At 44.1% G+C, this 21,573-nt stretch carries 17 protein-coding genes; 10 read left to right on the top strand and 7 right to left on the bottom strand.

The features are described 5' to 3' along the window. Positions 1-97: 97 nt before the first annotated feature. A complete protein-coding gene (gene rsgA / locus RHM67_RS01905) occupies positions 98-1,015 on the bottom strand; it encodes a ribosome small subunit-dependent GTPase A (RefSeq protein WP_322230102.1) in 918 nt (305 codons plus the stop codon). 350 nt (positions 1,016-1,365) lie between these two features. Here rsgA and thrA point away from each other — a divergent pair, with 350 nt between their 5' ends. The 5 genes from thrA to RHM67_RS01880 all read left to right on the top strand — a co-directional run bounded on the left by thrA (position 1,366) and on the right by RHM67_RS01880 (position 7,397). Next, entirely contained in the window at positions 1,366-3,816 is a 2,451-nt protein-coding gene (thrA, locus tag RHM67_RS01900; RefSeq protein WP_322230099.1) for a bifunctional aspartate kinase/homoserine dehydrogenase I, read from the top strand. Between the two features lie 99 nt (positions 3,817-3,915). Beyond that, the gene (locus RHM67_RS01895; protein WP_322230096.1) at positions 3,916-4,902 is read left to right on the top strand and encodes a homoserine kinase; all 987 of its coding nucleotides are present in this window, start codon (positions 3,916-3,918) and stop codon (positions 4,900-4,902) included. Between the two features lie 146 nt (positions 4,903-5,048). Next, on the top strand, positions 5,049-6,359 hold the full coding sequence (thrC, locus tag RHM67_RS01890) for a threonine synthase (protein WP_322230095.1): 1,311 nt from the start codon (positions 5,049-5,051) through the stop codon (positions 6,357-6,359). A 10-nt stretch (positions 6,360-6,369) separates the two neighbouring features. Then, positions 6,370-6,786 (top strand): hypothetical protein, encoded by a 417-nt coding sequence (locus RHM67_RS01885; RefSeq protein ID WP_322230093.1) that lies wholly within the window; start codon positions 6,370-6,372, stop codon positions 6,784-6,786. Further along, on the top strand, positions 6,783-7,397 hold the full coding sequence (locus RHM67_RS01880) for an HAD family phosphatase (RefSeq protein WP_322230090.1): 615 nt from the start codon (positions 6,783-6,785) through the stop codon (positions 7,395-7,397). Before RHM67_RS01885 ends, RHM67_RS01880 begins: the two co-directional genes overlap by 4 nt. 61 nt (positions 7,398-7,458) lie before the next feature. Here the strand turns inward: RHM67_RS01880 and RHM67_RS01875 are convergent, their stop codons facing one another. Then, positions 7,459-9,759, bottom strand: coding sequence for a TonB-dependent receptor (locus RHM67_RS01875; protein ID WP_322230088.1), 2,301 nt, complete (start codon positions 9,757-9,759; stop codon positions 7,459-7,461). Between the two features lie 60 nt (positions 9,760-9,819). Continuing rightward, a complete protein-coding gene (locus tag RHM67_RS01870; protein WP_322230084.1) occupies positions 9,820-10,080 on the bottom strand; it encodes a hypothetical protein in 261 nt (86 codons plus the stop codon). 205 nt (positions 10,081-10,285) lie between these two features. On the opposite strand from RHM67_RS01870, the gene RHM67_RS01865 reads away from it, so the two are divergent. The 4 genes from RHM67_RS01865 (at position 10,286) to RHM67_RS01850 (ending at position 12,859) form a co-directional block, all read left to right on the top strand. After that, on the top strand, positions 10,286-10,639 hold the full coding sequence (locus tag RHM67_RS01865; protein ID WP_252758774.1) for a hypothetical protein: 354 nt from the start codon (positions 10,286-10,288) through the stop codon (positions 10,637-10,639). 19 nt (positions 10,640-10,658) lie between these two features. Continuing rightward, entirely contained in the window at positions 10,659-11,369 is a 711-nt protein-coding gene (locus RHM67_RS01860) for a peptidylprolyl isomerase (protein WP_322230081.1), read from the top strand. Between the two features lie 212 nt (positions 11,370-11,581). Continuing rightward, positions 11,582-12,349 (top strand): exodeoxyribonuclease III, encoded by a 768-nt coding sequence (locus RHM67_RS01855; protein ID WP_322230079.1) that lies wholly within the window; start codon positions 11,582-11,584, stop codon positions 12,347-12,349. A gap of 135 nt (positions 12,350-12,484) precedes the next feature. Further along, on the top strand, positions 12,485-12,859 hold the full coding sequence (locus RHM67_RS01850) for a response regulator (protein ID WP_322230077.1): 375 nt from the start codon (positions 12,485-12,487) through the stop codon (positions 12,857-12,859). A 61-nt stretch (positions 12,860-12,920) separates the two neighbouring features. Here the strand turns inward: RHM67_RS01850 and RHM67_RS01845 are convergent, their stop codons facing one another. Together RHM67_RS01845 and RHM67_RS01840 are read right to left on the bottom strand one after the other, a co-directional pair. Next, positions 12,921-15,866 (bottom strand): outer membrane beta-barrel protein, encoded by a 2,946-nt coding sequence (locus RHM67_RS01845; protein ID WP_322230076.1) that lies wholly within the window; start codon positions 15,864-15,866, stop codon positions 12,921-12,923. Between the two features lie 231 nt (positions 15,867-16,097). Continuing rightward, the gene (locus RHM67_RS01840) at positions 16,098-17,069 is read right to left on the bottom strand and encodes a hypothetical protein (protein WP_322230075.1); all 972 of its coding nucleotides are present in this window, start codon (positions 17,067-17,069) and stop codon (positions 16,098-16,100) included. A 204-nt stretch (positions 17,070-17,273) separates the two neighbouring features. On the opposite strand from RHM67_RS01840, the gene RHM67_RS01835 reads away from it, so the two are divergent. Next, the gene (locus tag RHM67_RS01835) at positions 17,274-17,546 is read left to right on the top strand and encodes a hypothetical protein (protein ID WP_322230074.1); all 273 of its coding nucleotides are present in this window, start codon (positions 17,274-17,276) and stop codon (positions 17,544-17,546) included. A gap of 84 nt (positions 17,547-17,630) precedes the next feature. Here the strand turns inward: RHM67_RS01835 and RHM67_RS01830 are convergent, their stop codons facing one another. Both RHM67_RS01830 and RHM67_RS01825 read right to left on the bottom strand, forming a co-directional pair. Continuing rightward, positions 17,631-20,240, bottom strand: a complete 2,610-nt coding sequence (locus tag RHM67_RS01830; protein WP_322230073.1) for a zinc-dependent metalloprotease — start codon at positions 20,238-20,240, stop codon at positions 17,631-17,633. Positions 20,241-20,319: 79 nt separating this feature from the next. Beyond that, positions 20,320-21,558 (bottom strand): aspartyl protease family protein, encoded by a 1,239-nt coding sequence (locus RHM67_RS01825; protein WP_322230071.1) that lies wholly within the window; start codon positions 21,556-21,558, stop codon positions 20,320-20,322. Positions 21,559-21,573: the final 15 nt, after the last annotated feature.

Raw genomic sequence — 21,573 nt, 5'->3', positions numbered from 1 at the left:
ATAGAATCAAGAAGTCAAGACATAAGAATCAAGACCCTGTTTTAATGTTATTAGATATTTTTTCTTCCTGTCTCTTGCTTCTTACCGCCCTGCTCGCTTACGCACGTGTATCGTTCCCATTATAAATACTCAAATAGCTATCGTATCGGGATAATGAAATGTCGCCATCTTCTAAAGCCTGCAACACGGCGCAACCTGGTTCGTTTATATGGCGGCAGTTATTGAAACGGCATTGGTTCATGCGCTGGCGCATTTCGGGGAAGAAGTGGCTTAACACCTCTTTTTCTATATCTATTACACCCAACTCGCGGATGCCGGGGGTATCTATGATAAATCCGCCCTGCGGCAATTCAAACATTTCGGCAAAGGTAGTGGTGTGCATCCCCTTGTCGCTCCATTCAGATACCATGTGGGTGCGTAGGTCAAGATCGGGCAGTAAACGATTGATCAAACTTGATTTGCCTACCCCCGAATGGCCCGAGAAAAGCGTCACCTTATCTTTCAGTAATTCTTGAACGTGGTCGATGTTTGTCCCTTCCAAGGCCGAAACAGAATAGCATGGATAGCCGATGTTCTCGTAAATAGCCTGGTAATCGGCCAAGATCTCTAAACCTTCTTCGCTGAACAGGTCAAGCTTATTAAATATTAAACAGGCGGGCACATCGTAAGCCTCAGCGGTAACCAAAAAACGGTCAATAAAACCCAAAGAGGTGCGGGGCGAGGCAAGCGTAACAACCAGCAAGGCCCTATCCAGGTTGGATGCGATGATTTGCGCTTGCTTGGAAAGATTGATAGACTTACGAATGATATAGTTTTTACGCTGGTGCAAATTGGTAATAATACCGGTGCCTTGCTCGGGCTCCATATCAAAATCAACCACGTCGCCAACCGCTAACGGGTTGGTGGTAGTAATCCCCTTGATCCGGAATTTGCCCTTGATCCGGCAGTCGATGGTTTCGTCGCCACTTCTTACCTGGTACCAGCTCCCGGTTGATTTTGTTATCAGTCCCTGCATACGGCCGCAATTTAGGAAGATAAAAGCCATTCAAAAAATAAAACCAATTTACATTTGGTATTTAAAATAAAATCTACTTACTTTACCGACATAATATATATGACAATTAACAACATAACCATTACGACCATTATTACCATCGGGATATATTTCGGAGGAAGATAATCGTATGGTGTAAAAACATAAACAAAACCAAATGAAAGCCTTCCTCCGAAAAGAGGAAGGCTTTTTTTTGGCCTCATAGCCTCCCCCTGCACTCTCCAAAGGAGAGGGTGAAGGAAGTTTAAAAGTCCTCTTCTTTGGAGAGGATTTAGGTGAGGCTAACGGTAGCATTTAATTAGATACTAAAAATGAAAATTCTAAAGTTCGGCGGCACGTCGGTAGGCTCGGTAAACAGCATCAAAACTTTACTGGATATTTTAAAGGACGAGGATAAACCCGGCAGCCGCCCGGTAGTGGTATTATCTGCCATGGGCGGGGTAACCAACCTGCTGGTATCGATGGCCGAGAATGCTGCAAACGGCAAAGAATTTACCGCGCAATTAGCCGAGTTGGAAAAACGCCATTTTGATGCCGTTAAAGCATTGCTTGATGTGCAGAACCAAAACCCTGCCTATACCCGTTTAAAAATCCACTTTAACCAGTTAGAGGAATTACTGCAGGGCGTACTTACCCTGCGCGAACTTACCCCCAAAACCCGCGACCAGATCCTGAGCTTTGGAGAGCGTTGTTCATCTATTATGGTGAGCAAAATAGCAGCACAACATTTTAAAGATGTGCTTTTTGTTGATGCATCAGAATTGATCAAAACCGACAATTCATTTGGTAACGCTAAAGTGAACAGCGAGCTAACCGACCTGCTTATCAAAACCTTTTACCGAGAAAATAGCGAGAAGCTGCTAATTGTTACCGGCTATATTGCAGGTAACGACGCCGGCCAAACAACAACGCTTGGCCGTGGGGGCAGCGATTATACCGCGGCGATATTTGGCGCGGCCTTAAATGCCGAAGAGATCCAGATCTGGACGGATGTAAACGGGATGATGACTGCCGACCCGCGGATGGTGCAAAAAGCATTTCCGTTGGAGGAGCTTACTTATACCGAGGCGATGGAACTTTCATATTTCGGCGCGAAGGTTATTTACCCACCAACAATGATCCCGGCGTTTTTGAAAAAGATTCCCATCGTTATCAAAAACACTTTTGAACCTACTTTTGCGGGAACGGTTATCCGTCATGATTGTAAAGTATCTACTTTGCCTATCAAGGGAATCTCGTCTATCAATAATATCAGCATCCTTAATTTAGAGGGCAGCGGCATGGTGGGTAAATCCGGCTTTAGCGGCAGGTTGTTTTCGCTATTGGCGAGAGAGCAGATCAATATCATCCTCATTACCCAATCCTCATCAGAACACAGCATCACCTTTGCGGTGCAACCAAACGAGGTTGATAAAGCAAAGCTTTTAATAGAACAAGAGTTTGAGCTGGAGCTATTGGCCAATAAACTGGAGCCATTGGTGGTAGAAAAAGACCAGGCCATATTAGCCGTAGTGGGCGAGAACATGAAACAAACCCCGGGCATGAGCGGCAAGCTGTTCCATGCGCTTGGCCGTAATGGTGTAAACGTAAGGGCAATTGCACAAGGTTCATCAGAGTATAATATCTCGGTGATCATCTCGGCGCACGATCTGGCTAAAGCCCTGAATGCCGTGCACGATGCCTTCTTTATCGAACTGACTAAAACCCTTCATGCTTTCTGTTTGGGTACAGGCAACATCGGTAAAACCTTGTTCAACCAATTGAACGCGCATAAAGATTTCCTGCAAAAGAATAATGGCATCCAGGTGAAGATAGTTGGTATAAGCAATACCCGCAAAATGGTTTTTAATGCTGATGGCTTGTCGTTAGATACCTGGCAGGACGATCTGCAGGCATCAGATCACAAAGCTGATTTAGGGGCTTTCATCGCCAAAATAAAAGAACTGAACCTGCCGAATTGTGTATTTATTGATAACACCGCCAGCCCTGCGCCTATCGCGTTTTACGAGGATGTTTTTAAAGCGAACGTATCGGTAGTAACCTGTAATAAAATAGGCAACTCGGCGTCGTTTGCGCAGTACAAAACATTTAGGGATACCGCGCGCCGCCACGGGGTCGATTTCTTTTACGAAACAAACGTGGGTGCAGGTCTACCGATCATCCGCACCTTGAAAGACCTGATGAGCAGCGGTGACCGCATCCAGCGGATCGAGGCCATCCTTTCGGGTACCATATCTTTCATCTTTAATCATTTTAAAGGCGATGCCAATTTCCACGATGTGGTGAAAGAAGCCCAGGAAAAGGGTTATACCGAACCGGATCCCCGGGATGACCTGAGCGGTAAAGATTTTATGCGTAAGATCCTGATCCTTGCCCGCGATGCCGGCCACGAAATGGAAGAAGCCGATGTGCAGATAGAAAGCGTTTTGCCAAAAGCTTGTTTAGAAGCACAAACCGTAGATGACTTTTACGCGGCCCTTAAAGCCGAAGATGCATTCTTCACCAACCTGAAACAACAGGCCGAAAAAAATAAAAAAGTATTGCGTTACATAGGCAAGCTGGAAAACGGCAAAGCAACCATCACCCTGCAAAGTGTTGATGAAAGCCACCCGTTCTATATGCTCAGCGGCAGCGATAATATTATTTCATTCACTACCGATAGGTACAAAGAACGCCCGTTGGTAGTAAAAGGCCCCGGTGCCGGTGCCGAAGTAACCGCCGCAGGCGTATTCGCCGATCTGATAAATGTAGGGGCTAATTAAGAGAGGCAAGATTTTTAGAATCAAGAGACAAGATAAAAAAGACAGAGCACAGGTTCCCCTCTTGAGAGGGGCAGGGGTGTGTTAATGAATAGGATTAATATGAGTAACGATATACAAGATTTAAAGCAACCGGCAGCAGCAGGAGCAAAAACATTGGATAGCATCCACGTATTTGCACCTGCCACTGTTGCCAACGTAGTTTGCGGGTTTGATGTGCTGGGCTTCGCGGTGAACGAACCGGGCGACGAGGTAATTATGCGCATAACCGATAAACCAGGCATCACCATCAGCAAAATTACCGGGGATGACGGCAGGCTGCCGCTTAACCCGGCAAAAAATACCGTTAGCGTAAGTGTGGAGCATTACCTGCGCAGTATCGACAGGCTGGATATCGGTCTCGACATCGAACTGCATAAAAAAATGCCGATAGGTAGTGGCCTTGGCTCCAGTTCTGCCAGTACCGTTGCGGGTTTGTTTGCGATAAAGACATTATTAGGCGATGATACCGACCCATCAACCCTGCTACCCTTCGCAATGAAGGGTGAAGAAATGGCCTGTGGTCATGGGCACGCGGATAATGTTGCGCCGGCTTTGCTTGGTGGCTTTGTGCTAATTCGCAGTTACGAGCCCTTAGATGTTGTACGTTTACCGCACCCGGCCAATTTATGGTGCGCCATCGTGTTCCCTGACGTGGATGTACCGACAAGGGAAGCAAGGCAGATCATCCGCAAAAACATCCAGATGAAAGATGCGGTAACCCAATGGGGCAACATTGCCGGCTTGGTTAGTGGTTTGTTTATGGAGGATATTGACTTGATAGGGCGCAGCATGAAAGATGTACTGGTAGAGCCAGTACGAAGCATGCTGATCCCCGATTTTTACCTGATGCGCGAAATGGCAATGGAGCTCGGCGCGATAAGCTTCGGTATTTCCGGCTCGGGGCCTTCGGTATTCGCTTTTACCCGCGATGAGGAAACCGCCAAACGTATCACTCAGAAACTACAGCAACATTTAACTAATATTAAAATAGGATCTAACGGTTACGTATCAACTATAAATGATGCCGGGCCAAGGGTTTTGGGATAGTGATAAGTCAAAATAAAAAAGTTAAAAGTCAAAAAACGCGCGTCATTGCGAGGTACGAAGCAATCCTCGATAGAAAAGTAGGCAACCTACTTATCGAAAATTGCCACGCTATCGCTCGCAATGACGCTCGGAGAAAATAAACAAAAATGAAATTCTACAGCACTAACAATACAGACCTGAGGGTTGGTTTTAAAGAGGCGGTTTTTAACAGCATGCCGCAGGATAAAGGTTTATACATGCCGGTTAGCATCCCAAGGCTTGATGATAAATTCTTGAACAACCTGGGCCAGTATACCCTGCCCGAGATAGCGTTCCACGTGGCACAAAACTTTTTGGGTGATGATATCCCTGCGGATGATCTGAAAACCATCATCCATGACGCGATCAACTTTTACGCGCCTGTAGTTAAGCTTGAAGAGAATTTTTACGTGCTGGAGCTTTTTCATGGCCCTTCACTGGCGTTTAAAGATTTCGGCGCACGCTTCATGAGCCGCGTAATGGGCTACTTTTTAGAGGAAGGCGAAAAACAGCTTGACGTACTGGTAGCCACATCGGGAGATACCGGCGGTGCTGTTGCCCTTGGGTTTTTAGGCGTTCCGAATACACGGGTGACTATTTTATACCCGAAAGGCAAAGTGAGCCAGGTACAGGAATTGCAGTTAACCACCAACGGCCAAAACATCCGCGCGCTGGAGATTGACGGCACGTTTGATGATTGCCAGGCATTGGTTAAACAGGCTTTTACAGATAACGAGTTGAATGAGAAGTTCCGCCTTACATCGGCTAACTCTATCAATATCGCCCGCCTTATCCCGCAAACGTTCTATTATTTCAATGCTTACGCGCAATTGCTTCGCGAGGGCATTAGCAAGGTGGTTTTTGCCGTTCCAAGTGGCAATTTTGGTAATATCGGCGCGGGTTTGTTAGCCTGGAAAATGGGCCTGCCTATTGAGCAATTCATTGCCGCTACCAACGCCAACGATACCGTACCCGAGTTTTTAAAAACAGGGGTTTATCAGCCAAAGCCATCTGTAGCAACCCTATCAAACGCCATGGATGTAGGTAACCCAAGCAACTGGGTACGTATTGCCGATCTGTTTAAGGAAGCCCCCGAAGCACTTAAAAAACTGATCGTTGGCTATACCTATAGCGATGAAGACACTGTGCAATCGATAGAAGCTATATCTAAAGAATACAATTACATAGCCTGCCCGCATACCGCCATTGCATGGAAAGCGTTGAAAGCTTATCAGCAGGAACATGGTGCTAAAGATACGGCAGGTGTGTTTTTATCAACCGCTCATCCGTGCAAGTTCCCTGATGTGTTTACGCCGGAGCAAGCAGACAAGATCAATATCCCGGAGCAGGTAAACGACCTGCAGCAAAAAGCGCATTACGCAACAAGTTTAGGTACTAGCTTTGGAGAATTTAAAGGATATTTGCTAAATAATGCTTAGCAATATTACCATGTTTAAAAGTGCTCTTTTAAAGGCTATTACTGTTGTTTCGTTTATTGTTGCGCTCACCGGCTGTGATGTAAAAAAGGAAAAATTCACCACCGAAGGTTGGGACGAAGGCGATGGCATCACCTTCCCAAAACGAGCCGGGATGATAGATGACCTATTGGCTACGCGTAAGTTAAAAGGGCTTACCTACAAACAGGCGTTGGGTTTGTTAAAATACCCGCAGCGTACCGGTGTTACCGAAAGGAACTTTGAATACGAGATTATCCGCAAGATGGATGGGATTGACACGGTTTATGCCAAAAGCCTGGTGCTTTACCTGAATAAGGATTCGGTTGTAAGCGATTATAAAGTACCCGAGAAAAACAATAAAGAAAAGCTTAAACTGAAGTTTGAAAAACAGAAAGCGGCGAAGAAATGATCAACACCATCATATTCGACCTTGGCGCGGTACTTATCGACTGGAACCCGCACTACCTATACCGTAATTTATTTACTGAAGAACAGGAAATGAAAGATTTCCTGGCTAATATCGCAACGCCCGACTGGAACGAAGAGCAGGATGCAGGCCGCTCTTTACAGCTAGGTACTGATCTGCTGGTAGCCCAACATCCGCAGCATGAAGAACATATCCGCGCTTTTTACGGCAGATGGAACGAGATGCTTGGCGATGCCATTGAAGGGACTGTAGAGATCTTTAGACAGTTAAAAGACAGCGATAAGTACAAAATTTACGCGCTCACCAATTGGTCGGCAGAAACATTCCCGGTGGCTTTGGAGCGTTACGCTTTCCTGAATTGGTTTAACGGCATAGTAGTATCCGGAACGGAGAAAATGCGTAAACCTACGCCTGCCTTTTACCGGTTATTGTTGAACAGGTATCATGTTTCGCCAAATAAGGCTTTATTTATTGACGATAATCTACGCAATGTTTTAGCGGCAGAAAAGCTTGGCATCAAATCCATCCATTTCACCTCGCCAGAAAAGTTAAAGAGAGATTTGGAGATATTAGGAATCAACCGGCCCCAATAAAAAGCGAAAGCCCCGGTAACTATTCCGGGGCTCTCTTTCTAACTAAACTAACTAACTGTACTTATTTATTGGTCCCAAAGGGTATGTAAACCCCAAAGGTTATGTTACGGCCCATGTTGTAAACCCCGTAGGTTGGGTCTTCCTGGCTGTATCGGCCCGGTCTTAAACGGCTAAGGGCATCGTAATATGCTTTATTGGTAAGGTTGGTACCCGATACATAAAGTTTAAAAGGCTGCTTACCAAGGTTAAATGTTGCGCCTATGCCAGCGTTAAGCAAAGTATAACCATCTGTTGGTGTTTCAAAGGTGGCGTCAACACGGTTTTGTTTAAAAAAGTTGTCGATACCGGCGTAAAAGTAAAAGTCTTTAATTCCTTTAACTTTTGGCTCGAAACGCAGTGTATTATGCAACGTACCTGCCGGGATCAAAGGCAATGGCCTGTCGAACGTGGTGTTCCTTGCTTCGGTATAGCTAAACGTATTCTCGAAATGGATGAATGATACCGGGTGCAGGGTTAAGTTACCTTCAAAGCCGTAAAGGTTAGCATTTACCTGGCCATAGCGGTAGGTATCAAATTGCCGTGGCAAGCCGGTACCCGGGTCAACTACAGTAGTTTGCTCTTTATTAGTGTTTGAGGCATAAATAAAGTTGTGTATGTAGTTTTCATAAATCCCAAAACTACCGGTAACAAAGCCCGAACCATATTCTAATGTCGCATCCGCCTGGTAGCTCTTTTCAGGCTTTAGGTTAGCATCACCAATTTCATAGCGGCTTGTCCCTCCGTGTACACCGTTAGAACCCAACTCGGCAGGGTTTGGCGCACGGAAAGCAGAACCCGCATTTGCCTTAAAGCTTAATACATCGTTAAAGATGTGGGTGTAACCTAAAGCGGCACTCACGTTAGAAAACTTGTTATCAAACCCAACAAATACCGGGTCACCGGCCTCATCGTTTTGGGCTTTGCCTTTGTTTTTGATATAATCGAAACGGGCACCTGCGCTAAATGTATTTTGTCCCCATACCTTTTTAGCATAAACGAATGCACCGGTGCTGTATTCATCGTAAGCAGGGATCAATAACTCCTTGCCAAGGTTAACGCTATGGCTTAGGCTGCTGCTTAAACCAATCACAGGGTGCCATCCGTTACTTTCGGGCAGGTAATACTTAGCATCTAACGAGTAAGTATTCATGTCGAAAAAAAGGTTTGGCGTAGGGTTGTCCTCCAACTCGCGGCGTTGGTTTTTCTGGTACCCGAGATCTAATTTTAAAGAGCTGCCACCAAACTGAAAGTTATTGTTTAACGCTACTTTATAATGGCGGATGTCCTGGCGCGGGTAATCAATAGTGCGGCTTTTGCTATCGTTGTAAAGCTTGTCGCCCGGCTCGGCATCATAAAAACCAATATTGTCTTTAAAGTAAGAGAAGTTTAAATGCGAGTAGCCCCATGACTTATTCAGCCCAAACATACCGCTCGCATTGGTTTGGTTAAAGCCACTGTTAATATAACGGCCCGCAGGTGTATTAAACGAATACGCATTTTGGTATGTACCACGGCCTCTCCATACAAAACCATTTTCGTTACCGCTAAGCATTACCGATGTATTGCTTAGCCCATTATTGGTAGAGTAATTGGTTAAAACCTCGCCGGCAATATTACCTTCTGATGGTGTTGGCGGGTCTATTACATTAATAACACCACCCAATGCATCCGAACCATATTGTAGTGATGCAGCACCACGTAATACCTCTACACGGCCTGCCGCAAATTGGTCCATCTCTATACCGTGCTCATCGCCCCATTGCTGGCCTTGCTGCTTAACGCCATCGTTTAGGGTAACCACCCGGTTGTAACTTAAACCACGAATAACCGGCTTTGAAATGGCCTGGCTGGTGGTTATCTGGCTTACGCCCGGTACCTGCCTTGCCAACGCATCAATTAAATTTGTGGATGATCCCTGCAATTGCTCTTTGGTAACTACCGATGCCGATGTGCTGTTGCTGCGGCTGCCCGATGTTATAGGCGTGCCTGTTATAACCACCTCATGCGATTCGATAACACTGGGCTGCAGGGCGAAAACCAATGGCTCGCCGGATGAAAAATCTATAGTTTGGGTTATCGTTTTATAGCTTAGGGATTGTACCTGCACCACAAAATGGCCCTTTGCCGGGATCGATTTAAAGGAGAACTCGCCGTTACCATTGGTGGCAACAGAAAGGCGAAGATCGGGGATGCTTACCGTTGCGCCGATTAAAGGCTCGTTGGTTTTAGCATCAACAACTTTACCCTTAAAATCTATAACACCTGCAAATGCAGAAAGCTGAACGAATAAAAATATAAAACAATATATATGCTTAAGTTTCATAATAATAAGTTAAAAATACAAGAAAATGCCACGTAATGCAGCGTTAAAAGATGGGTAGTATTATGAAACTACAGGTGGAGCACGTCCTTGCGATAGTACGAGGGTGAGGCTCTTGAAATCATACTCAAAGGTGATGAAGGTATGAGCAGCAGGCGTAAATGACGCGTATTGGCTATTGCCCGGCAGCTCCATATAAGTATGGTGCATACTATCGCAAAGCTGACATTTTTCTTTAACGTCCTGCTTTGAGGTGTTATGGCAGTCAGTGCAGTTTTTAGCGTGTATAGTATTGGTGATGTTATGCTGGTGGGCAAATACCATATACTGCCCTGTTATAAAACAGAGCATCAGCGCCCATGCGCAAAAAATATGGTACGTGCTTTTTTTCAAAACGAGCTATACATTTAGCAATACAACGCAAAAGTAGTTAATAAAATGCTAATCATATTTTAAATACGTAACAATGTTGTTAATTGGATGTCAGGATAAACACTGATAACCGCGCCACATCAGTATATTTGCCCATATGAAACCTGCCGAAATTAATTTGAAATGGACCGCCCTGCAAGAACGCATTTCTACTGAATTTGATAACGAGAAACCCGATATTAAAGTGGTAATGTTTTTAATTGGTGTACAGGAGTTGGGCCAGGGACCTAAAAAATTTAGCAAAAGGCAAAAGGAAGAACTGATGCACATTGCCAATTGCAAGCTTTTCAGCAAGATGGGCTTTTACGAATTGGAAGGGCTTGACCAAGATGGCTGGCCGCACTGGAAGCTGGTAAAAACCGTACCCAATTATACCATATTAGAACAGGAAATGCTGATAAAATCGCTGATAATTGACTATTTTGAGTCGGAAATGGAGTGGGAATTTTAGACGGACAAACCAAAACCATATGAAAAAATTATTTACCTTTTGCTTGTTGCTGCTTACCATAAGCATGGCCTTTGCCAAACCACCTAAGAACCAGTACGTGCGCATCAAGACCACCTATGGTAGTATAATCATCCGCCTGTATAATCAAACGCCGCTGCACCGCGATAACTTTATAAAACTTGCCAAACAGGGTTTTTATAACGGAACGTTTTTCCACCGGGTGATACAAAACTTTATGATCCAGGGCGGCGACCCTGATTCTCGCGATACGGCAAAGAATAAAGCAGGTGCAGAATTGGGCAACGGCGATCTAAAATATACAGTGCCTGCCGAGTTTCGCGATAGCTTATTCCACAAACGAGGTGTATTAGCCGCGGCACGCGATGATAACCCTAAAAAAGCATCGAGCGCCTGCCAATTTTATATTGTAGAAGGCAAGCGCTTTACAAGCGGCAAGCTGGATACTTTAGAGATGACCCGCCTAAAAGGCCGCAAGATCCCAACATGGCAGCGCGATATTTATACCACGGTTGGTGGTGTACCGCACCTGGATCAAAACTATACTGTTTATGGCGAGGTAGTAACCGGGATAGATATGGTAGACCAAATAGCTGCAGTTAAAAAAGACGGCAACGACAGGCCGGATACCAACATCCCAATGACGGTTGAATTACTAAGCAAAAAGGAGTGTAAACAGATGGACGACTTACTTTGGCCCAAAGTAAAATAGGATAGCAACAATGGTTTGTCGGGCTCACCATAATATTCTTATTCACCCTTGTTGGTGCGACATTAAAAAGAGGCAAATGTTCACGTTCACGATTGTGAACACACGCAAATATTTGCAATGCCCTCATAATCAAACAATTTAAATTTGACGTGGTGACAAAATGTTGCCACCATTTTATCTTAAAAATACAGGGTCACCATAATATAAACAAGATGAAGATCATAACTTATAACGTTAACGGCATCCGTTCTGCCATTAGTAAAGGTTGGTTGGCCTGGCTGCAGGCTACCGATGCCGATGTGGTATGTTTACAGGAAATTAAAGCCACGCCAGAGGTAATAAAAGAATTGGGGCTGGTTGATGCATTAGGCTACAAACATTATTGGTTCCCGGCCGAGAAGAAAGGGTACAGCGGCACTGCGATATTTAGCAAAATCACACCAAATCACATCGAATACGGCTGTGGTATTCCCGATTTCGACCGTGAAGGCCGTTGTATCCGGGTAGATTTTGACGAAGTTTCTGTAATGAGCGCCTACTTCCCGTCAGGTTCAAGCGGCGATGAAAGGCAGATCTTCAAGTACCGTTTCCTGGACGAGTTTGGCAAGTACCTAACCTTACTAAAAGTTGAACATCCCAAACTGGTTATATGCGGCGATTATAACATCTGCCACAAACCGATCGATATCCATAACCCAAAATCAAATGCTAACTCATCCGGCTTTTTGCCGGAGGAGCGTGAGTGGATGGAGAACTTTGTGGAGTCGGGCTTTGTAGATACATTTCGCCATGTAAATAAAGAGCCGCACAATTATACCTGGTGGAGTTTCCGTTCGGGAGCGCGCGGAAAAAACCTGGGCTGGCGTATTGATTACGCCATGGCGAGTAAAGAATTGGAAGATAATATTAAGCGTTGCGCGATATTGCCCGAAGCAAAGCACTCGGACCATTGCCCGGTTTTGCTAGAGCTGGAGTTTTAGGAAAATACAAGCATAGGATTTTTATTTACGGAACTAAAAAGCATAGTTGTATAATACTTGATTTTGCCTTGTGTTTCTAATTAAAAAATTTGCTTTTTTTAAAACTTATTTATAGCTTCACTTTTCTACTTACCCATGAACGACAAAGCAAAAAAAATCATCATTTTTGACGATGATGAAGACATTCTATCGATCTGTAGTTATATATTAGAAGAACAAGGCTGGGAGGTTTTTACCTTTACAGATTGCAACGATATTACCGAAAAAGTTAGCGGGATATCGCCCGATGTGATATTGATGGACAACTGGATCCCTGATGCGGGTGGCATTATTGCTACCCAAACCCTTAAAAAAGACGAGGTGCTGAAAAACATACCCGTTGTGTATTTTTCTGCCAATAGTGACATCCAATTACTTGCTGACCACGCCGGTGCCGAAACTTATTTGGCCAAACCTTTTGATTTGGAAGAGTTGGAAAAGGTGGTCAACTCGGTACTTATAAAAAACTAAAAATATTAAAGCATAAAAAAACCCATCCGCCAAACGGATGGGTTTTTTGTTTTGTAACGAATTAGAATGGACCACCGCCAGGAGCAGGGCCACCCATTCCGCCTGGTTTGCCGCCGCCATCTCTCATGCCACGACCAGGGTCAGCTGAAGGGGCCTTGCCAGAGAATTTTTGCAGGCGCAAAGTAAAGGTTAGCAAGTAGTAACGGCCAAGCCTGTTCACATTAGTTTGTGTAACAGTGCTACCGTTGGTAGTGGTAGCGAAACCTGTGTTCTCGTTAAATAAATCGTATGCTGCCAAACGCAGAGTACCACGGTGATCTTTCAAAAACCTGCGCTCTAAATAAGTATTTAAAATGTTAGGGTTTTTAATATTAAGGGCCGCATCGTAACCGTAGTTTAATGTTTTGGTATAATCGTAGCTAATTGTCCAGTCTTTCCAAACATAGTTTTTACCGTTTAAGCCTAATTCTACTGAGCGGATATTTGTGTTTTGGTTCCCTAATGTAGTTAACGAATTGTTGGTTTTGCTCACGGTATATTTTCCGTATAACTCTGCATCAATTATATCGGTAATATTAGTCCTGAAACCTAAACGCGGGATTAAGCTGATAGTCTTGGCAATATTTTTTGCTATAGGCGTCATCACGTTTAATGAATCTACACTTTGCGAGAAACCAATGTTATTGGTATAAGTAGCTTTAGCATTAAATGTTAAAGTGTAGCGGCGCTCTTTCCAGGGTTTAGAGTAAATTAAATTAGCACCGGCAGTATAATAACCACTTGTATTAAGGTATTTAACAAGTGTAGTATTCCTGAAATTTATAAGGCTTGGATCGGCTGCTATTGCGGCTGCGGTAAAATTCGGGGCATAATTGATAATGTTTTGTACTATCTTATTATCAGTTTGCGAAAAGTTTAAGCCAACCAAAAAGATGTTACCCGTTTGAAAGCTAAACGCGTTATAACGTAACGACAGGTTGTTTGTAAACTCGGGGTTTAAGTTAGGGTTACCCTGTACCGGATACAGTGCGTTCGAAAAATCTATAACCGGCTGCAACTGGTTAAACGCCGGTTGGTTACTGCTACCGTTGTAGTTGAAACGCAGTGCCTGGCTCCTGCTAAAGTTGTAATTAAAGCTTGCCGCCGGGATAATGTTAAAAGTAGATACGCTTGTAGATACATTGTTGGTTAAGTTAACCCCATCCAGTTTTGCAGGTTGCGCACCTACACCCAAGGTTAAGTTATACTTTTTCTCTACCACGCGGTAGTTTAGGCCAAAACGGTTTGTAGTAAATGTATAATTATAGCTGTTACTTAATAATGCATAATTGTGGTAAAGGTCGGGGTTGCTGGTGTATAGCGTATCCGTTTCTTTATCGCTTGATGTAAAGTTGTGGTTAAAGGCGTAATTAAGCTCCAGGAAAGAAACTTTACCTATCGGTTCCTGGTAAGACATGTTTAAGCCATAGGTATTGGTACGGCTATCTGTGTAGATAACCTGGTTTGCCGGCGAGTTAGTTACACCAACGGTATAATCATTTATAGGGTTATCAAACTGCGAGCTTTTATTGGTGCTTACATTAAACCCAATTAACAAATTACGTTTGCTGTTTTTAAAACGGTGATTAAAAAAACCATTAAGGCCGTAGCTTGGCGCGGTTGAATTACTAACCGAGTTTGATGTATACGCAAGGCTTGTGATTCCCTTCCTTGATAACGACTGGTCTTCGATGCTGGTAATATCGGTACCTGTGTAGGTAAACGTTGGGGTTACTTTTAAATAGTTAAGCGTATCTGGCTTCCATTCCAGGTTAAAGTTAAACCGGTGGTTTGTTGGTGTATTTGTTTCCTGGCTCTTTTGCGTGCTTTGGCTCGAGTTTATTTCCGAGTTATTGTTTTGCAACGTTGTAGAGTTTGTGTAGGTAGTATTGTTGCTAAAACTATAGCTACCGTATACAGACAATGTTTTACCCCATTGGTCCCTAAAGTTTAAACCTATTGAGCGTGCATTGGTAATACCATTCGCGTTGGTTGTAGACCCCGATGAACCGCCACGTGCCGCGTTTCCACGACCGCCGCCGCCGCCACCAAAACCGCCGCCGCCGGCCGCTGCGCCTGTTGCGGCACCATAGCTAAATGTGTTTACGTTAGTATTGTTAAGGTTACCTAAAACCGAGATCTGCTGGTCGCCTTTAAACTTAAAAAAGTTTACAAGGCCAATGTATCGATTATCGTTTTTAACATCTGCGCCATCTTGCTTAGGCAACCAATCACGGCCGTCGCCGGCTGTTGCTTGCCCAAAATAACCATAGTTTTTATCCTTACGGATGGTGAAGTTCAAGATCTTGGCCGGTTCGCCGGTTTTAACACCGGTAAGGTTTGCCTGGTCGCCGTAATCATCAATAATCTGTACACTCTCTATTACATCAGCAGGCAGGTTCTTGGTAGCGCTTTGTACGTCGCCGCCAAAAAAGTCTTTACCATTTACGCGCACTTTTGTTATTTGCTTTCCCTGCGATGATACTGTACCATCTTTGGCAACATCAAGGCCCGGGATCTTTTTCAAAACATCCTCAATAGGGGCGTTCTCGCGCACTTTATAGGCCAATACTGAATATTGCACCGTATCTTCTTTAAAAACAACCGGGTTAACACCTACAATGGTAACCTGCCCAAGTTGCCTGATAGATGATTTCAGCAATATAGGATAAAGCACTACAGCTTTACCATCCGCAGGAAGATTATAGTGTTTGATAAGGCCATCGTAACCTATTGAGCTGATAACAAGCGTTATTTTAGAGCCCTTTACCGATGGGAAGGTAAACTTGCCATTCACATCTGCTATGGTCACGGTGCTATCGCCAAGTTCGTTACGTAATTTGATATTACTGCCGGGCAGGGATAGTTTGGTAGAATCGATAATAGTACCGCTTATTGACCTTTGCTGCGCGGACGCATTAAAGGTATTTAAACAAACTACTACTAATATTAAATAAAGGTATTTCATAATCTTTTTATACGTAAGGGCCTCTTACAGTATCGTATAGACACATTTATTACGCAAATGTTCACTTTATTCGGTTTATATATTTAATAATCATAGCATTGTTACATATTTTAATATGCTAACAATAGGATTGTTACAGTACAAAAATATAAAAGCCCCCCAGTTGTCGGGAGGGCTTTGTACAAACTTTTAAAATGTGTTGTATAAATTTATATGCAACTATTTTGTTGGCTATTGCAACCTAAAGGTAGAAGCTACCTGGTTAAAATTTCTCACGTTTAAGCCCGGGTGTGTTAAGGATAATGTTGTTAGTGATGTACCTGCTATAACCACAACCCTAAAGTCTAAACCGGTTGCTGTAAAGTTAGCTTTAACATCTACATAACCAACACCGTAGTTAGATACGCTTAAATTACGGTCGGTTTCGCTGTATGGCAGCGCGTAATAACCGGTTCCAGATCCGGTAACCCTAAAGTATACCAAAACCAAACCCTGGTTAACTACACTTTGTGTAATTGCAGGCACATTTAACCTCGTTAAACCTGTTAATGTTACCGACTGGCTTGGTAATAAAAAGCTTTGCACATTAGCATTGCCGTTCTGTCCGTTTTGGCCGGCTGCACCGGTTTGTCCCGTTGCGCCTGTAGTTCCTGCGGGGCCTTGTGCACCTGTAGAACCTGTAGAACCTGTAGGTCCTGCGGGGCCTTGTGCACCTGTAGAACCTGTTGCGCCTGTTTGGCCTGTTGCACCTGTTTGGCCTGTTGCACCTGTTTGGCCGATAGCACCTGTTTGGCCGATAGCACCTGTTGCACCGTTGGTACCATTTGTACCGTTAGCTCCATTTGTACCTGTTGCGCCTGCGGGGCCTGTAGCACCTGTTGCGCCCGTTTCTCCCTGAGGGCCTTTAGGGCCGGTAGCGCCTGTTGCACCTGTTGGGCCAACTGGTCCTCCTGCCGGGCCTGCCGGGCCTTGTGGTCCTGCTGGGCCAGCCGGGCCGGCTGTTCCTGTAGCGCCGGTTGCACCCGTAGCGCCTGTTGCACCCGTAGCGCCTTGTGGCCCCGCAGCGCCGGTAGCACCTGTAGCACCAGTTGCTCCGCTTTCACCCTTTACACCTGGAGGGCCCGGGGTTGTAGATTTTTTACACGCACCTACTGTTAATAGGCTAAATGCTATAGTTGCTAATAAAAGTCTGTTTCTTTTCATATTTTTTTTGCGAGTGTAGGGTCTTGTACGGAGTTATTAACATTTGGTTTCAAAATTTATTTATGTGGAATAAAATGTCTTTTAAATGCGCCTAATTATACCTATAGATATCCACATCAACACTCAACGTTTGTTAACAAGTATTTCGTTTAAGCTATAACTTTTGGCATGATATTTTCGTTAAAAATAAAAAGCATTTAACCTATGGATAATTTTAACGGGTCTCTGCACAATAAAGTGCACAAATGGATAGATGCGTTTGGTTTCAGGCTAAATACATCGCAAACAAGTGGAAAAAGCAAGATAACCACCAACCATTATTTCTTTGAAACCTTCAATTTTTTTGAAAAGTGGAAAGATAATGACCATGCAAAAGCAAAATTCCTTTGCTTTGATACCTATGGTGAAAAGGTAAGCGTTAAAACTTTGCTTGACCTGCAAGCCGCTTTTTTTGAAAACATAAGTCAGCTTAAATAACATTTAAATTATTCTCTAAAAAATAAGGCAATAAAAAAGCCTCCCGATTTTGCATCGGGAGGCTTTTGCTTTTTTAAGCAGCTCTTATTTTGTTGCCGGCCAGCAGCTATCGTCAGCAGGGGCAGCGTCGTCTGTTAAACGGACCGGTGCGCCACCGCTAACATTAACAATTGGGCGGGTTGGGTTTAAGGCTTCTTTAATACGTAAACGTAAATCGGCATAATGTGCCGTGGTTAACGCATCTCCGCCTTTTGGCAGGCTTGCGCTAATTTTGGCAAGTTCTACACGTACCATCGGCCTAATGTCTGACAGTGCAATGTTGATAGGTGTTAATCCAAAGCTTGCAAGTTGTGCTGATGTAGCACCCGGTAAGCTTGCGCTTGCATCATCGTTCAACAATGTTTTTAAACGATCTACATAGCCGCGTTGCAGGTTGCGTTTAAACTCATCGGGCGTTCCTTTAGCAAATATTCCTGTATGCAGGTCATTAAACATATCGGCAACTGTATAGGCTGTAGCACCATTTTTTGATTGGTTGTCAAACATCCGCGCCATGCGCGATGGGTTAACAACATTGGTAACCGCGTTTACCTGTAGTGATTTGATGCGGCCAATAACAACACCATTATCAAATTTGGCTAACTCGGCATTGTTAATTAACCATCTTGGTGTAGTAAACACCTGTTGGTTTAAAAACACAACCGCATCGTGCTGCAGGCCTTTGTTTACAAAGCCGTAAACAGCACCTTTTTGATCGTATGTTTTATAGTTTTCGTTCATGCCACCAATATTCATAGTAACGTGGCCTATGTAGCGGTTATACTGGCCAATAACCTCATTGTATAAAGTTACCAGGTCATCATAGCCCTCGCCTTTTTGGTACGTCCATTTTTCGATATTAGGAAGGATCCTTTTTAAGTTGGCAATACCGTAGTTGCTTGCCTTCATGGCGTTGTCACCCAAATCTTCATTTTGTAAACGCGGGTCGATAGAGGTTCCTTGTCGGCCAAAGTAATAAAGCGGGTTACCGGCTTTTTCTTTAGTCCAAACATCTAACATTTCTTTTTCCTGCACGGCGGTTTTCTTTCCGGGGAAGTAGCTATATCCCCATTTAACCGACCATAGATCGTACTCGCCAATTTGCGGGTAAAGGTGGGTAACACCATCGCCGGGCTGTGCTATGTAGTTAAAGCGGGCATAATCCATAATGGATGGTGCAGTACCGTGTTTATCCGTAAATGATTTTGAACGTAACGAATCAACGGGGAAAGCATAGCTCGAGCCAAAGTTGTGTGGCAGGCCTAAGGTGTGGCCAATCTCGTGCGATGACACAAAACGGATCAACTCGCCCATTTGCGCGTCGGTAAATTTAGCCGTACGCACGTTAGGGTTAACCGCAGCCGTTTGAATGAAGAACCAGTTGCGCAATAAGCTCATTACGTTATGGTACCAGCCAACATGGCTCTCCAGGATCTCGCCGCTGCGAGGGTCGGAGATGTGTGGCCCGTATGCATTCTGAACATCTGAGGCAAAGTAACGTAACACGCTGTAACGCGCATCCTCGGTGCTAAATTCAGGGTCTTGTTTTTTAGTTGGGGCTTCTTTACCAACAATAGCGTTTTTAAAACCAGCGGCTTCAAAAGCCTTGTTCCAGTCGTTAACCCCGGCAATAAGGTATGGCACCCATTTTTTAGGTGTAGCAGGGTCTATATAGTAAACTATTTGTTTTTTTGGTTCAACCAGTTCGCCACGGGCGTAGGCGGCTTCGTCTTTAGGCTCAAGTTTCCAGCGGTGGATGTAAGCGGTTGCTTCTGCTTTTTGGGCATCGGTACCATAATCTGTTTGTTGTTGGCCAAAAAAGCCAACACGGGCATCCATTATACGCGCTTTCATTGGTGTTTTTGGTAACAGCAACATCGAGGTATTTAATTCAAATGTTACCGCAGCATTGGTATTATCCGTTGGCGACTCTGTAGCGCGGTAAGTTTTAAGGGTGCGTGTCTCGATATTGATCGGGAAACTCCTCATGGTATCAATATACGAGCGGGTATTATCCAGCGCGCTTATCTTGTACATTTTTTTAATGTTATCGGGCAAGCCTATTGCTGCAACATCACCATTGTATAGGTCGGTTACATCAACCAATACACCTGTAGTATCTTTATTGTATGCTTTAATATCAAAAGCGGCAAGCACGGCATCAAGGTTCGAGTTTTTTACCGATTGGTACATATCGCTGGTGCTATCGGCCCTTACCGAATAGCTTGGTACGCGTATAAAAACTTGCTTATCGTGGCGCTCCCATTTCCAAACCTGGTTGTTAACCTCTTCGCCGCCATACTGCTGGCCAAAAGATTTTAAGCCGGTTGGCGTTTTTACAAAACGGGTAACTACCAGCATTTCGCGGCTCACCAGGCTATCAGGAATTTCAAAGTAATATTTACCATCCACCTTATAAGTATTGAAAAGGCCGCTATCGGCTTTCGCTTTTCCAATAAGATCGCTGAATTTTTTGATGCTTTCTTTTTTTGCGGCGCCAATTGTTGCAGTTGCGGTAGAGCCGCCCGGGGTAGTTGTGGTTTTAAGCGTAACCGTACGGTCTGCAGCTTTTTTGGTGGCGCATGAACTTGCAATTGTTGCCATAGCAAAAAATGCAATGCCCAGGTAAGTATTTACCCGTAAAGGTGTATTCATCGTTAAGTTAATTAGTAAAGGCTAAAAATATGGAATAATTTTTTTAGAACCCTATCGCAACATGTTAGTTACATGCAAATTATATGCGGCGGCGTAAATTGATGATAACGCGGTCGTATTTTTTATCATGATAGATCTCCAGCAGCAGGCTCCGCTCGGTAGTTTTAAAGTATCCGTCTATCTCCTCCGCAGTCATTTTTGATACCGGTTTAAAATTAATGGAGGTAATTTCATCATCCTTTATCAGGCCAATTTCATCAGCCGGCGAGCCGGGTGCAATACGGCCAACAATCAGGTGCAAATAATTCTCACCGGCCATAAAATACTCTATCCCACTCATGTCATGCTCAAACGGCACATTAAGTTTTTCGTTCGATTTAACATAAAGCAATCCGTTTGTATAATCAAAAGCCAGGTTAAACCTTTTGAGGATCCCAATGCCAAGGTTACCGTCACGCGGTACACTTACCGTGCGCTGCACATAATCTTTATCGGGGAAAGATGTAATGATATTTTTGATTTTATAACCGGCCATATCAATCTCTTTAACGCGGCTTAGGTAGCCTGTTATTGGCCCATTAAGCCCGACACCTAAATTTGCCTGAATAGCCTTTTTTGGCAAACCATGCTTCTGCACCATATTCTCGATAGAAAGGGGGTGCCCTGCGCCAAGGTCTATCACAAATTTGTTTACCGCTTTTGTACCATCCGGGAAACTAACATTAGTTTGCATGTAAGGCTTTTTATCCTCTATACTAATAGGGATCTTCTGGCTTTTTTTAAATGGCTTAAGGTTTTTAGGGCGGCAAACATTCATGGTTGTATCGGTAAAATTTATTTTCACCGCCAGCGAGTTAAAAAATTCGTACCCCAGCAAGCCATGAATGGGCATGCCAACATAACCGGATAGGTTAAAGTAATCTGTTTTTAAAATAGCTGCAGAAACATTATCACTTACCAACCCGGGGATGCCAACATTTAATGCCGGGGTAACATATGCTTCAAAGGCGTCGCCCTCGCCAAGCCCGGCTAATTTAATGGTGCGTTTTGATGCGAGACCGATAGAATCGACCAGCTTAGGCTCGGTAATGATCATCAACCCAACACCTGTATCCAAAATAAAATTGAAGGGGCCCTTGTTGTTTATTTTGACCTTGACGATCATCATATTACGGACAAGCTTAAAGGGGATATCTACATACTTGTGGGTGCTGTCGACATCAAATGATTGGGCATTTGCCGATAGGAAAAGGCAATTTAATATGACGAAGAGCCATACCTGTTTAAACGTTGAGTATTTGTATAGGCCGGCTAACACCTGGTTTGGATTGGA

Source organism: Mucilaginibacter sp. 5C4, assembly GCF_034345625.1.
GTDB classification, from domain to species: Bacteria; Bacteroidota; Bacteroidia; order Sphingobacteriales; family Sphingobacteriaceae; genus Mucilaginibacter; species Mucilaginibacter aurantiaciroseus.
The sequence above is the reverse complement of the archived record's forward strand: the minus strand, read 5'-3'. Positions and strand labels throughout refer to the sequence as shown.

Coding starts and splice junctions, on each gene's coding strand:
- thrA (WP_322230099.1), top strand. CDS start 1,366: ATGAAAATTCTAAAGTTCGGCGGCACGTCGGTAGGCTCGGTAAACAGC.
- RHM67_RS01875 (WP_322230088.1), bottom strand. CDS start 9,759: ATGAAACTTAAGCATATATATTGTTTTATATTTTTATTCGTTCAGCTT.
- RHM67_RS01870 (WP_322230084.1), bottom strand. CDS start 10,080: ATGGTATTTGCCCACCAGCATAACATCACCAATACTATACACGCTAAA.
- RHM67_RS01845 (WP_322230076.1), bottom strand. CDS start 15,866: ATGAAATACCTTTATTTAATATTAGTAGTAGTTTGTTTAAATACCTTT.
- RHM67_RS01850 (WP_322230077.1), top strand. CDS start 12,485: ATGAACGACAAAGCAAAAAAAATCATCATTTTTGACGATGATGAAGAC.
- RHM67_RS01835 (WP_322230074.1), top strand. CDS start 17,274: ATGGATAATTTTAACGGGTCTCTGCACAATAAAGTGCACAAATGGATA.
- RHM67_RS01895 (WP_322230096.1), top strand. CDS start 3,916: ATGAGTAACGATATACAAGATTTAAAGCAACCGGCAGCAGCAGGAGCA.
- RHM67_RS01885 (WP_322230093.1), top strand. CDS start 6,370: ATGTTTAAAAGTGCTCTTTTAAAGGCTATTACTGTTGTTTCGTTTATT.
- RHM67_RS01865 (WP_252758774.1), top strand. CDS start 10,286: ATGAAACCTGCCGAAATTAATTTGAAATGGACCGCCCTGCAAGAACGC.
- RHM67_RS01880 (WP_322230090.1), top strand. CDS start 6,783: ATGATCAACACCATCATATTCGACCTTGGCGCGGTACTTATCGACTGG.
- RHM67_RS01855 (WP_322230079.1), top strand. CDS start 11,582: ATGAAGATCATAACTTATAACGTTAACGGCATCCGTTCTGCCATTAGT.
- rsgA (WP_322230102.1), bottom strand. CDS start 1,015: ATGCAGGGACTGATAACAAAATCAACCGGGAGCTGGTACCAGGTAAGA.
- RHM67_RS01830 (WP_322230073.1), bottom strand. CDS start 20,240: ATGAATACACCTTTACGGGTAAATACTTACCTGGGCATTGCATTTTTT.
- RHM67_RS01860 (WP_322230081.1), top strand. CDS start 10,659: ATGAAAAAATTATTTACCTTTTGCTTGTTGCTGCTTACCATAAGCATG.
- RHM67_RS01840 (WP_322230075.1), bottom strand. CDS start 17,069: ATGAAAAGAAACAGACTTTTATTAGCAACTATAGCATTTAGCCTATTA.
- thrC (WP_322230095.1), top strand. CDS start 5,049: ATGAAATTCTACAGCACTAACAATACAGACCTGAGGGTTGGTTTTAAA.